Annotated in this window: 9 protein-coding genes; 7 read left to right on the forward strand and 2 right to left on the reverse strand. The window is 65.4% G+C overall.

Annotated elements, in window-relative coordinates; translation table 11 throughout:
- Positions 1-71: 71 nt before the first annotated feature.
- Together J7I79_RS20740 and purU are read right to left on the reverse strand one after the other, a co-directional pair.
- Entirely contained in the window at positions 72-2,564 is a 2,493-nt protein-coding gene (locus tag J7I79_RS20740) for an FAD-dependent oxidoreductase (RefSeq protein ID WP_214956530.1), read from the reverse strand.
- Positions 2,565-2,617: 53 nt separating this feature from the next.
- A complete protein-coding gene (gene purU / locus J7I79_RS20745; RefSeq protein WP_214956532.1) occupies positions 2,618-3,532 on the reverse strand; it encodes a formyltetrahydrofolate deformylase in 915 nt (304 codons plus the stop codon).
- A 136-nt stretch (positions 3,533-3,668) separates the two neighbouring features.
- On the opposite strand from purU, the gene J7I79_RS20750 reads away from it, so the two are divergent.
- The 7 genes from J7I79_RS20750 to J7I79_RS20780 all read left to right on the forward strand — a co-directional run bounded on the left by J7I79_RS20750 (position 3,669) and on the right by J7I79_RS20780 (position 12,457).
- Positions 3,669-4,346, forward strand: coding sequence for a GntR family transcriptional regulator (locus tag J7I79_RS20750; RefSeq protein WP_214956534.1), 678 nt, complete (start codon positions 3,669-3,671; stop codon positions 4,344-4,346).
- A gap of 178 nt (positions 4,347-4,524) precedes the next feature.
- The gene (gene glyA / locus J7I79_RS20755) at positions 4,525-5,823 is read left to right on the forward strand and encodes a serine hydroxymethyltransferase (protein ID WP_214956536.1); all 1,299 of its coding nucleotides are present in this window, start codon (positions 4,525-4,527) and stop codon (positions 5,821-5,823) included.
- Positions 5,823-7,040: a sarcosine oxidase subunit beta family protein gene (locus J7I79_RS20760; RefSeq protein WP_214956538.1), complete on the forward strand. Its 1,218-nt coding sequence runs from the start codon at positions 5,823-5,825 to the stop codon at positions 7,038-7,040. The genes glyA and J7I79_RS20760 overlap by 1 nt, the downstream gene beginning before the upstream one ends.
- Positions 7,041-7,067: 27 nt before the next feature.
- Complete coding sequence (locus tag J7I79_RS20765) at positions 7,068-7,493, forward strand: sarcosine oxidase subunit delta (protein ID WP_214956539.1); 426 nt, start codon at positions 7,068-7,070, stop codon at positions 7,491-7,493.
- Positions 7,490-10,453, forward strand: a complete 2,964-nt coding sequence (locus tag J7I79_RS20770) for a sarcosine oxidase subunit alpha family protein (protein WP_214956541.1) — start codon at positions 7,490-7,492, stop codon at positions 10,451-10,453. The genes J7I79_RS20765 and J7I79_RS20770 overlap by 4 nt, the downstream gene beginning before the upstream one ends.
- On the forward strand, positions 10,446-11,084 hold the full coding sequence (locus J7I79_RS20775) for a sarcosine oxidase subunit gamma (RefSeq protein WP_214956543.1): 639 nt from the start codon (positions 10,446-10,448) through the stop codon (positions 11,082-11,084). The genes J7I79_RS20770 and J7I79_RS20775 overlap by 8 nt, the downstream gene beginning before the upstream one ends.
- Positions 11,084-12,457 carry an L-serine ammonia-lyase gene (locus J7I79_RS20780; RefSeq protein ID WP_214956551.1) on the forward strand — a complete coding sequence of 458 codons (1,374 nt, stop codon included), beginning with the start codon at positions 11,084-11,086 and terminating at the stop codon, positions 12,455-12,457. The genes J7I79_RS20775 and J7I79_RS20780 overlap by 1 nt, the downstream gene beginning before the upstream one ends.
- Positions 12,458-12,652: the final 195 nt, after the last annotated feature.

The following is a 12,652-nucleotide window of genomic DNA, read 5'->3' on the forward strand; positions in this document are numbered from 1 at the left end:
AAGCAGCGGCCCGGACTCTGGTTGCGAGGAAATGAGTCCGGGCCGCGTGCCTTTGAATGGCCCGGCGGCTGTTAGCCGCGGAGCCGGGTCATCGTGGGGTCGTACAGTGGATCGGCCGTGACCGTGGCCTGGATGCGCCGGCCAAAGTACTCGATTTCAACCGCGTCACCCACGGAGACGGTGGCGGGCAGGTACGCGTAGGCAATTGGCTTGGCCACGGTATAGCCATAAGCGGCGCTCGTGACGTAGCCAACTGCCTGGTCCTTGTAGAAGACAGGTTCCTTGCCCAGCACGATGCTGCGGCCGTCGTCGACCGTCAGGCAGCGAAGGCGGCGGGCGGAGTTTTCCTCGGTCCGGCCTTCCAGTGCTGCCTTGCCGACGAAGTTTTCCTTGGTCATCTTCACGGCGAAACCGAGTCCCGCTTCCAGCGGGTCGTGCTCGGTGGTCATGTCGGTGCCCCACGAGCGGTAACCCTTTTCAAGACGCAGCGAGCTGAAGGCAGCCCGGCCCGCGGCGATGACGCCGTGAGGCTGACCGGCCTTCCACAGGGCATCCCAGAGGCGTTGGCCGTTGTCTGCACTCGTGTACAGCTCCCAGCCCAGCTCGCCGACGTAGGACAAGCGCATCGCGGTCACGCTGACGCCGCCGATGACAACTTTCTTGGACCGGAAGTAGCGGAGACCGTCGTTGGAGAAGTCGTCGCTGCTGACGGTGCTGATCAGGTCCCGGGCGAGGGGCCCCCACAAACCGATGCAGCAGGTGCCGCCAGTCGTGTCGCGCACCTGGACCCAGTCGCTGGCGGTTCCGCTTTCCGTCTGGTGGCGTGCGGCCCGCTCAAAGTAGGCGGTGTCGATGTTTCCGTTCGCACCGAGTTGGAAGGTGTCCTCGCTCAGCCGGGCGACGGTAATGTCGCTTCGGATGCCACCGGCGTGGTCCAGCAGGAGGGTGTAGGTGACTGCCCCGGGCTTCTTGTCCATCTCCGCTGTGGTGAGCTCCTGCAGCAGCTTCAGTGCTCCCGGGCCGGAAATCTCGAGGCGCTTGAGCGGAGTCATGTCGTACATGGCCACCGCGGTGCGGGTCTTCCAAGCTTCAGCGGCTGCAATGGGCGAGCTGAACATCGCGGACCAGGCATCACGGGCCGGGGGCTGCCACTCAGCCGGCATCTCCTTCAGCAATTCTGCGTTGGCTTCGAACCAGTATGGGCGTTCCCATCCGCCTCCCTCCAAGAAGAATCCGCCCAGTGCCTTGTGGCGGGCGTGAAAAGGGGTGACGCGAAGGTTGCGGGGGGAGAGCTTGGGCTGCAGGGGGTGCAGGACATCATAGATTTCTACGAAGTTCTGCTGGGAAGTTTCGCTGACATACTCCGGGGTCAGCTGGACTTCTTCGAAACGGTGGATATCGCATTCACCAAGGTCGGTCTGGGATTTTCCGGTGGTCAGGAGTTCGGCAACAGCCCGGGCGATGCCGGCCGAGTGGGTTACCCAAACGGCTTCGGCGACGAAGAAGCCATCGAGCTCCTTGGACTCGCCCACCAGGGGCCCGCCGTCGGGAGTAAAGGAGAAGATGCCGTTGAAGCCGTCCTCGATGTCGCTTTCCCGCAGCGCTGGAAGCAGCTGCTTGGTGGCCTCCCACGCCGGGAGGAAGTCCTCCAGGGTGAAGTCGAGGCGGGAGGGCATGTTGTGCTCGCTGATGCTGTTGGCGTCGTAGGAGTCAAGGTCCGCAAGGTCCACGGGCATGGGACGGTGCGCGTAGGAGCCGATGCCGTAGCGGTCGCCGTGTTCGCGGTAGTAGAGATCCTGGTCCTGGTGCCGCAGAATCGGCAAGGAAGCCCCGTTGGGAAGTTCGTTGCGTCCCTTCTGTGCCGGCACCGGAGTGGTTTTGACGTACTGGTGGGCCAGGGGGAGAAGGGGGACGGACATCCCGATCATTTCGCCGATCTTGGCGCCCCAGAAGCCTGCGCAGGAGACCACGATGTCGGCGGGGATGACGCCTTCGGAGGTCTCGACACCGGTGACGCGGCGGCCGGACTGCTCAATGCCCGTGACCGTAGTGTTGCCCAGGTACTTGACGCCTGCGGCTTCCGTGCGCTTGATCAGCAGCTGGACGGCGCGGGCGGCACGTGCCAGGCCGTCGCTGGGGACGTGGAGCCCTCCCAGGATGTCTTCCTCGTTCAGGAGCGGGTAGAGCTCCTTGCACTCAGTGCGGGAAAGGATCTTGCCTTCGATTCCCCACGCGGCGGCGTATCCGAGCTTCCGCTTCAGATCCGCCAGGCGGGTCTCGGTGGTGGCGACTTCGAGGCCACCGACCTGGTCGAAGCAACTGACGCCGTCCTCGGTCAGGGACAAGAACTTCTCAACGGTGTACTTGGCGAAGGTAGCCATGGTCTTTGAAGGGTTCGTTTGGAAGACGAGACCGGGGGCGTGGGACGTGGAGCCCCCGGGCATGTTCAGCGGACCCTGGTCCAGGACGGTGATGTTGTTCCAACCCCGGCTGACCAGTTCATCGGCCAGGTTTGTGCCGACGATTCCAGCTCCGATAATGACAATGCTTGGCGTCGATGCCATGTGGTTTCTCCTGCTGATTTTCGTGTGTTGTCTCTGCTGGCGGGTGGTGGTGCTTAGCGGAACACTACGGTGCTGGTTTGGTCCAGGAGCACACGGTGTTCGCAGTGCCACCGCACGGCGCGGGAGAGCGCCAGGGCTTCGGCGTCCTGCCCGACTGTTGAAAGGGTGTTCGGTCCGTAACTGTGGTCGACCCTGATGACTTCCTGTTCGATGATTGGCCCTTCATCCAGTTCCGCGGTCACGTAGTGGGCCGTTGCGCCCACCAGCTTGACTCCACGGTCGTACGCCTGGTGGTAAGGGCGTGCACCCTTGAATCCCGGGAGGAAGGAGTGGTGGATGTTGATAGCCCGGCCTTCCAGGGAGCGGCAGAGGTCGTCGGACAGTACCTGCATGTACCGGGCGAGCACGACGAGGTCGATGTTGTGCTCGTCAACCAGTTCCAGCAGGCGCCGTTCAGCATCTGACTTCGTCTCAGGGGTTACCGGGAGATAGATGAAGGGGAGGCCGGCAGCCTCGGCCATGGCCCGGTGCGTTTCATGGTTGGAAACTATAAGGGCGATGTCGCCGCCGAGGCTTCCCCCGCGCCAGCGGAAGAGCAGGTCGTTCAGGCAGTGGCCGAACTTGGACACCATCACGAGGATGCGTTGCTTGGTCTGGTCATGGAAGCTGAACTTCATGTCGAAACGGTCCGCAATGGCGCTGAACTCCTCCTGGAGCCGCTCCGGCGTGTACTCGGGGGAACCCGAGAATGCGGTGCGCAGGTGCAGCGTCTCGCGGAGCCCGTCGTCGAACTGCTGGTGCTCGTCGATGTTGAAGCCACGTTCGAAGAGAAAAGTGGTGACCGCCTGGACAATACCGGCACGTTCGACGCACGACAGTGTGAGTACGAACTTCTGGGCCTGGTCCTTCACGCGGGGGTCGTTCTGAGTCAGCGTGCTGGTTGATGAGTCTGTTGCCACAAGGGTCATGTCTCCTCCTTTAGGTATCTTCCCGTTAGATATATTCTCAGATCATGAACTGATATATTAGGGCTGGGATCAGCGTATACTGGTCAGTGGGCGAGGTCAATAGCCTGTTTGGCTTGAATGGAAAGGGGTCCAGGTTATGGCAGCAGAGGCGTTGGCGATCGTGGAAGATGCGGTCAAGAAGTCGTTGGCGGACGTGGCGTACGAGCGCATCCGCGACCGGCTGCTGATGCTTGACATCAAACCCGGCGCTCTCCTTAACGACGACCACCTCGCCAAGGACCTCGGCATGGGGCGGACTCCGGTGCGGGAAGCTTTGAAGCGGCTTGAGCTTGACCGCCTGGTGGTTTCGTATCCGCGCAGGGGCACCTTTGCCACCCGCGTGGAGGTGACCGACCTTGCTTTCATTTCAGAAATCCGGACACAGCTTGAACCGCTCGCAGCGTCCCGTGCCGCCAGGGTGGCCACGGAACGGCAGCGGGAGCAGCTGCGGGCTGTGATGCGGGCTGTTGAATCCTTCGATACCCATGCGGCCTCCGTCGTTGAAACCCTGCGCCTTGATGCGCGCGTCCATCAAGGCATCTACGCGGCTGCGGCCAATCCCCACCTCGAGGACGTGCTGATCCGGTACGACAATCTCGCCACCCGCATCTGGTGCATGGTGCTGGATCGCCTTCCCGATCTTTCCCGCCATGTGCACGAGCACCTGGACCTGCTCGGCGCAGTGATCGACGGCGATGAGGCGCGGGCCGGTGACCTGGCGAGGAGTCACGTCAGTGGCTTCGAGGATGCCGTCCGCAAGGCGCTCTTCACCTGATCTGAGCCCCACCCCTCCATGTGTTACCAAAAGCGCGGCCCTTCCAGCCGCGCTTTTGGCGCCTCTGGGTCACCTCTGGGACGGCCTGAAAAATCTGTTGACACCCACCGGCCTGGATAGCATACTTGAGTCACGAAACTAATATATCAACAGGATATTAGATGGCAGAGGAGAAAAGATGGTCGACGTTCTGACCCGTACGCTCGCAGAGACCGATCCTGCGATCCACGCAGCCGTTCAGCAGGAGCTCCTGCGCCAGCAGGGCACGCTGGAGATGATCGCCTCCGAAAACTTTGCGCCGAGTGCCGTCATGGAGGCGCAGGGCTCCGTCCTGACGAACAAGTACGCCGAAGGCTACCCGGGCAAGCGGTACTACGGCGGCTGCGAACACGTTGACGTGGTCGAGCAGCTGGCCATCGACCGTCTTAAGTCATTGTTCGGCTCCGAATTCGCCAATGTGCAGCCCCACTCCGGCGCCCAGGCCAACGCAGCGGCGATGTTCGCCCTGATCCAGCCCGGCGACACCATCCTGGGGCTGAACCTCGCACACGGTGGGCACCTGACGCACGGGATGCGAATCAACTTCTCGGGCAAGCTCTACAAAGTGGTCCCGTACGGAGTCGGCGAGGACTCCATGCTAATTGACATGGCTGAAGTCGAGCGCCTGGCGGTTGAGAACAAGCCGAAGCTGATCGTCGCCGGCTGGTCCGCTTACTCCCGGCAGCTGGACTTCGCCGAATTCCGCCGCATCGCGGACCTGGTGGGCGCCTACCTGATGGTGGACATGGCCCATTTCGCAGGCCTGGTGGCCGCAGGGCTTCACCCCAACCCCGTGCCTCACGCCCACATCGTCACGAGCACCACCCACAAGACGCTCGGCGGCCCGCGCGGTGGTGTGATCCTGACCAATGACGCCGACATCGCCAAGAAGGTTAACTCCGCGGTGTTCCCCGGACAGCAGGGTGGCCCGCTGGAGCACGTCATTGCCGCGAAGGCTGTGGCCTTCAAGCTCGCTGCTGAGCCGGCGTTCCGCGACCGCCAGGAACGCACCCTGGAAGGTGCCCGCATCATCGCAGAACGCATGCTGTCTGCCGACGTTGCAGAGTCCGGCGTGACCGTAGTCAGCGGTGGCACCGACGTGCACCTGGTCCTGGTGGATCTGCGCAATTCGGAACTGGACGGCCAGCAGGGCGAAGACCGCCTGCACCGGATCGGCATCACGGTCAACCGCAACGCCGTGCCCTTCGACCCGCGTCCGCCGATGGTCTCTTCCGGTCTTCGGATCGGCACGCCGGCACTGGCCACGCGTGGGTTCGGGAAGGCAGAATTCACCGAGGTCGCGGACATTATCGCCGCAGCACTCAAGCGCGAGTTCAGCGACGAGACCGTGGCGGAACTCCGGCAGCGGGTTGAAATCCTGGCCGGAAAGTTCCCGCTCTACCCCAACCTTTCCTCTGACGCGAACGAGGTGGCATGATGGGCGATCTGCTTCCGGAGCACCCGGATTTCCTCTGGCGGAACCCGGAGCCCAAGTCCTCCTACGACGCCGTGATTGTCGGCGGCGGCGGGCACGGCCTGGCCACGGCGTACTTCCTGGCCAAGAACCACGGGATGACCAACATCGCCGTCCTGGAAAAGGGCTGGCTGGCCGGTGGCAACATGGCCCGCAACACCACCATCATCCGTTCCAACTACCTCTGGGACGAGAGCGCGGCCATCTATGAGCACGCCCTGAAGCTGTGGGAAATCCTGCCGGAAGAGCTCGAATACGACTTCCTGTTCAGCCAGCGCGGCGTGATGAACCTGGCCCACACCCTCGGTGATGTCCGTGAAAGCATCCGGCGCGTGGGAGCGAACAAGCTCAACGGTGTGGACGCTGAATGGCTGGAGCCGGACCAGGTCAAGGAACTGTGCCCCATCCTGAACATCAGCGATAACATCCGCTACCCCGTCATGGGCGCCACCTACCAGCCGCGGGCGGGCATCGCCAAGCACGACCACGTGGCCTGGGCCTTCGCCCGCAAATGCGATGAGCTGGGCGTGGATATCATCCAGAACTGCGAGGTCACCGGCTTCCTCAAGGACGGGAACCGCGTCGTCGGCGTCAAAACCAACCAGGGCACGATCCACACCGAAAAGGTGGGCCTGTGCGCGGCCGGGCACAGCTCGGTCCTGGCCGAAATGGCCGGCTTCCGGCTGCCCATCCAGTCCCACCCGCTCCAGGCACTGGTGTCCGAACTCCACGAACCGGTCCACCCCACGGTGGTGATGTCCAACCACGTCCACGTCTACGTCTCCCAGGCGCACAAGGGCGAACTGGTGATGGGCGCCGGAGTGGACTCTTACAACGGCTACGGCCAGCGCGGTTCGTTCCACGTGATCGAGCACCAGATGGCTGCCGCCGTCGAACTCTTCCCCATTTTCGCCCGGGCGCATGTGCTCCGGACCTGGGGCGGGATCGTGGACACGACGCTGGATGCCTCCCCGATCGTGGGCACCACCCCGGTGGAGAACATGTTCGTCAACTGTGGCTGGGGGACCGGCGGCTTCAAGGGCACTCCGGCTGCCGGGCTAACGTTCGCGCACACCATCGCCACGGGCACGCCGCACGAGCTGAACAGGCCGTTTGCGCTTGAGCGCTTCGAAACCGGGGCCCTGATCGATGAACACGGCGCAGCCGCCGTCGCCCACTAGCCGCCGTCCATCAGAAAGAAGACGCACATGCTGCTTATCTCATGCCCCAACTGCGGCTCGCGCGACGAGACCGAGTTCCACTATGGCGGCCAGGCCCACGTGCCCTACCCGGAGAACCCGAATGAGCTGAACGACCGCGAATGGGCCGAGTTCCTGTTCTACCGGGACAACACCAAGGGCATCTTCGCCGAGCGCTGGCTGCACAGCACCGGCTGCCGCCAGTGGTTCAACATGCTCCGCGACACCGTCACCTACGACATTCAGGCCGTCTACCCGATGGGCACGCCGCGGCCTGCAACTGCTGCCCCCAACGCGGCCGAATCCGGAACTGCCAGTCTCGCGGCTGACAGCACCACCACCGGGGACGCCGCCCCCAGCACCTCGGCAACCAGCATCACCGCCACCAGCACGACCCAGTCCGGCACCACCGCCCCGGAAGGAGCAACCAAGTGACTTCCCAGAACGCCCGCCTCGCCGCCGGCGGACGCATCGACCGCAGCATCTCCTGGCGTTTCACCGTGGACGGAGAGGAATTCACCGGACACCCCGGTGACACGATCGCTTCGGCCCTGCTCGCCAACGGCCGGGTGGCCGCCGGCAATTCGCTCTACGAGAACCGCCCCCGCGGCATCATGGCCGCCGGCGTGGAAGAGCCCAACGCGCTGGTGCGGGTCGAACCGCGGTTCCCGGGCGACGTGGCCGAGTCCATGCTTCCCGCCACCACTGTCACCCTGGTGGACGGCCTGAAGGCTGACCTGCTGAACGGCCTGGGCCGGCTGGACCCGGAGGAAGACCGCGCCGAGTACGACAAGAAGTACCTGCACACCGATGTCCTGGTGATCGGCGGCGGCCCCGCCGGCCTTGCCGCGGCCCGCGAAGCCGTCCGCACCGGCGCCCGGGTGATGCTCATGGACGACCAGCCCGAACTGGGCGGCACGCTCCTCTCCGGTTCCACGGCCCCGGGCCTGGCCGAGACCATCGAGGGCAAGCCGGCCCTGGAATGGGTGGCGGACGTCGAAGCCGAACTCGTTTCCGCGGCCGAGTGCACCGTCCTGAACCGGACCACGGCCTTCGGCGCCTACGACGCCAACTACGTCATCGCCGTCCAGAACCGCACGGACCACCTGTCCAGCCCCGCCGCCCCCGGCGTGTCGAGGCAGCGTATTTGGCACATTCGTGCCAACCAGGTTGTCCTGGCTCCCGGCGCCCACGAACGCCCGCTGGTCTTCGAGAACAACGACCGCCCGGGCATCATGCTCGCCTCGGCCGTCCGGAGCTACCTCAACCGCTACGCCGTCGCCGCGGGGCAGCGGGTGGTCATCAGCACCACCAACGACAGCGCCTATGCCCTGGCTGCGGACCTGCGGGCCGCCGGCGTCAAGGTCGCCGCCGTCGTCGACGCCCGCCCCGGCATTTCTCCGGTGGCTGCCGCCGCCGTCGAATCCGGGACACGGGTGCTGATCGGCAGTGCCGTGGCCAACACCGCCTCTGCCGGGTCCGGTGCGGCCGGAACAAACACAGGCCGGCTGAACTCCGTCACCGTCCGCAGCATCAACGACGACGGTGAACTCACCTCCGGCATCGAAGAGATCGCCTGCGACCTGCTGGCAGTCTCCGGCGGCTGGAGCCCGCTGGTGCACCTGCACTCGCAGCGGCAGGGAAAGCTGCGCTGGGACGAGGACCTGGCGGCCTTCGTGCCGAGCACCGTGGTCCCGAACCAGCAGACCATTGGCTCCGGCCGCGGCAGCTTCGAACTCGGGGACTGCCTCGCCGAAGGCATCTCCGCCGGAGCCTCGGCCGCCATCGCCGCGGGCTTCGAATCCGCCATCAAGCCGTCCGTCTTCGGCGAGCCGAAAGCCTTAGGCCCCACCCGCCAGCTGTGGCTGGTTCCCGGGCAGGCCGGCACGCCGGACGACTGGCACCACCACTTCGTCGACTTCCAGCGGGACCAGTCCGTGGCCGACGTCCTCCGCTCCACCGGGGCCGGCATGCGGTCCGTGGAGCACATCAAGCGCTACACCTCCATCAGCACCGCCAACGACCAGGGCAAGACGTCCGGCGTCAACGCGATCGGTGTCATCGCCGCGGCCCTCCGGCAGGCCGGCGAAGCGTCCCGGGGCATCGGCGACATCGGCACCACCACCTACCGGGCGCCGTTCACCCCCGTGGCCTTCGCGGCACTCGCCGGGCGCCAGCGCGGCGAACTGTTCGACCCCGCCCGCGTCACGTCGATCCACCCGTGGCACGTGGCACAGGGCGCGCTGTTCGAGGACGTCGGGCAGTGGAAGCGCCCCTGGTACTACCCGCAGGACGGGGAGGACATGGACACGGCCGTGCTGCGCGAGTGCGGCGCCGTCCGCGACTCCGTCGGCTTCATGGACGCCACCACGCTCGGCAAGATCGAAATCCGGGGCAAGGACGCCGGTGAGTTCCTCAACCGGATCTACACCAACGCGTTCAAGAAGCTCGCCCCGGGGTCCGCCCGCTACGGCGTGATGTGCATGGCGGACGGCATGATTTTCGACGACGGCGTGACCCTCCGCCTCGACGAGGACCGGTTCTTCATGACCACCACCACCGGCGGCGCCGCGAAGGTGCTGGACTGGCTGGAGGAATGGCTGCAGACCGAGTGGCCTGAACTGGACGTGCACTGCACCTCGGTGACCGAACAGTGGTCCACCATTGCCGTCGTCGGGCCTAAATCCCGTGCGGTGATCGCCAAGGTGGCACCGGAACTCGCCGCCGGCGGCGGGCTGGAGGCGGAAGCCTTCCCGTTCATGACCTTCCGCGAAACCACTCTCGCCTCCGGCGTGCAGGCGCGGATCTGCCGGATCTCGTTTTCCGGTGAACTGGCCTACGAGATCAACGTGCCGTCCTGGTACGGGTTGAACACGTGGGAAGCTGTGGCCGCCGCGGGGGCCGAATTCAACATCACCCCGTACGGCACCGAAACCATGCACGTGCTCCGGGCCGAAAAGGGCTACCCGATCGTCGGGCAGGACACCGACGGCACCGTCACCCCGCAGGACGCCGGGATGGAATGGGTGGTCTCCAAGGCCAAGGACTTCATCGGCAAGCGCTCCTACGCCCGGGCCGACGCCCGGCGCGAGGACCGCAAGCACCTGGTCAGTGTCCTTCCCGTGGACGGAACGCTGCGGCTGCCGGAAGGCACCCAGCTCGTGGAAAAGGGGATCACCACAAACCCCGCCTACGGACCCGTCCCGATGCAGGGCTTCGTGACCTCGAGCTACCACAGCGCCGCGCTTGGCAGGTCGTTCGCCCTGGCGCTGATCAAGAACGGCCGTAACCGGATCGGCGAGACCCTCGTGGCCGCCGCCGGAGACCAGCTCGTCGACGTTATCGTCGCCGAAACCGTACTTTTTGACCCCGAAGGGACCCGCAAAGATGGCTAACACAGCAGCACCCAAAACCTCCCACGAGACCAACCTCGCCCTCCGCACCAGCCCGGCTGCGCTGCTCAGGGCAGCATTTGAAACCGGCTCCGTCCGCGGAACCGTGGAACTGAGCGAAATCACATTCCTGACCATGGTGGGCATCCGGGTTGGCCGGGACACCGACGCCGGGCATCGGATCGCGTCAGTCACCGGCGGCCTGCCCGCAACGTGTGGCGCCGTAAGCGGTGCCGGCGACACCTCCGTGCTGTGGCTTGGACCCGAGGAATTCCTGGTAGTGGCACCCCTGGAAGCCCACGAGTCCCTCGGCGGCGACCTGATCCAGGCACTCCGGGAAGCGCTGGCCGACGGCGAAGGCCAGGTGGTGGACCTCTCCGCCAACCGCACCACCTTTGAACTCTCCGGCCCGCGGGCGCGGGCAGTGCTGGAAAAAGGCTGCGCCCTGGACCTGCACCCGCGCAGCTTCACGCCGGGAACGGCGCTGACGACGGAAGTCGGCAACATCCCGGTCACCCTGCTGAAGACCGGGGAGGAAAGCTTCCGGCTGTTCCCACGGGCCTCGTTCGCAGAGTTCCTGGGCCGCTGGCTCCTCGATGCCATGCGGGAATACGCCTCCCCTGAGGTCCCTTAATGGCCCTCAGCGCCCTGGACCTGTTCTCCGTTGGCATCGGGCCGTCGTCGTCACACACGGTCGGCCCGATGCGGGCAGCGAAACTGTTCGCGGACGGGCTCAAAGGTGATGGCCATCTGAGCTCCACCGTCCGGGTCCAGGCCGAACTGTTCGGCTCGCTCGGGGCCACCGGGCGCGGCCACGGCTCCGACAAGGCCGTGGTGCTGGGCCTCCAGGGCCTGGACCCCGAAACCGTGGACACCTCCACGGCCGACGACCAGGTGGCCGCGGCAGCCCTCGACGCCGAACTCCGGATCGGCGGCCACCACCGGGTGGACTTCAACTGGGACGAGGACGTGGTGCTGCACCGCCGCAAGTCCCTCCCGGCCCACCCCAACGGGATGACCTTCCGGGCACTCGACCACACCGGCGCCGTCCTCAGCGAACGGAGCTTCTATTCAATTGGGGGCGGCTTTGTCGTTGACGGCGACGCCGACGGCGGCGACCGGGTGGTGGCCGACGCCACCGTCCTGCCCTACCCGTTCACCACCGCCGACGAACTGCTGGCCATCTGCCGCCGCGAAGGCATGTCCATCTCCGACGTGATGCTCGCCAATGAACTAGTGTGGCGCAGCGAAGCGGAACTCCGCGAGAAGCTGCTGGCACTGTGGGCGGTGATGCGCGCATGCGTGGACAACGGCTGTGCCGCGGAAGGAATCCTTCCCGGCGGGCTGAACGTCAGGCGACGGGCGCCGTCGTTGTTCCGCACGCTGACCGCGGACACCGGCGTCACCGATCCGCTCCGGGCCATGGAGTGGGTCAACCTGTTCGCGCTGGCCGTCAACGAGGAAAACGCCGCCGGAGGCCGGATCGTCACGGCCCCCACCAACGGCGCGGCCGGGATCGTGCCGGCGGTACTGCATTACTACGTGAAGTTCGTTCCCGGGGCCAACGACGACGGCGTTGTCCGCTTCCTGCTGGCGGCGGCCGCCGTCGGGATTCTCTTCAAGATCAACGCCTCCATCTCCGGCGCCGAAGTGGGCTGCCAGGGCGAGGTGGGTTCTGCCTGCTCCATGGCCGCCGCCGGCCTCTGTGAGGTGCTCGGCGGGACGCCCGAGCAGGTGGAAAACGCCGCCGAAGTGGGGATCGAACACAACCTCGGCCTAACCTGCGATCCCGTGGGCGGCCTGGTGCAGATCCCCTGCATCGAACGGAACGCGATCGCCAGCGTCAAAGCCATCAACGCCGCCCGCCTTGCCCTGCACGGCGACGGCAGCCACAAGGTGTCCCTCGACAAGGCCATCAAGACGATGAGGGAGACCGGCGCCGACATGAAGGTCAAATACAAGGAGACCTCACGGGGCGGCCTCGCTGTGAATGTGATCGAGTGCTGAACCGGTGAAGTACCTGTAGCCCCGGGTTTCCATGGATGCCCGGGGCTTTTTACCGCAAACATAACTGCCTGGCCAGGCGTCCGGCCCCTTTGGAGCGAGAAATGACCAGAAAACCACTCCCATACGAGCACACTGTCATCACAGGCGGCAGCCGCGTGAAGCGCGGCATGGCTGAGATGCTCAAGGGCGGCGTCA

It is taken from the genome of Arthrobacter sp. ISL-69, from assembly GCF_018613775.1.
Classification (GTDB): domain Bacteria; phylum Actinomycetota; class Actinomycetes; order Actinomycetales; family Micrococcaceae; genus Arthrobacter.